Annotated in this window: 1 protein-coding gene; it reads left to right on the forward strand. The window is 76.4% G+C overall.

The features are described from left to right. The coding region (locus AC1DFM_RS34930; RefSeq protein ID WP_477081405.1) for a glycosyltransferase at positions 1-373 on the forward strand (373 nt) is incomplete at both ends.

The following is a 373-nucleotide window of genomic DNA, read 5'->3' on the forward strand; positions in this document are numbered from 1 at the left end:
GCGGTGCCGCGGTGCACCGCGTCGCCTCGCTGCCCGTGCGCCAGTTCGACGTCGGGCTGCCGACACCCGAGATCGAGCGGGTGCTCGAGGACTTCGCTCCCGACGTCGTCCACGTCGCGAGCCCCTTCGTGCTCGGGGCGCGTGGCCTGGCGGCAGCGCGGGGCCTCGGCCTGCCGACCGTCGCCGTCTTCCAGACCGACATGCCCGCGTACGTGCGCCAGCACACTCCCGGCGCTGCGGGCGCCGCGGCCGCGGCGACGACCTGGCGCTGGATCCGGCGGATCCACTCGTGGGCCGACCTCACGCTCGCGCCGTCGTCGGCCGCGCTCGCCGACCTGAAGGCCCACACCGTGCCACGCACCGCGCTCTGGGG

This window comes from Chitinophaga sp. 05T412 (assembly GCF_056396465.1).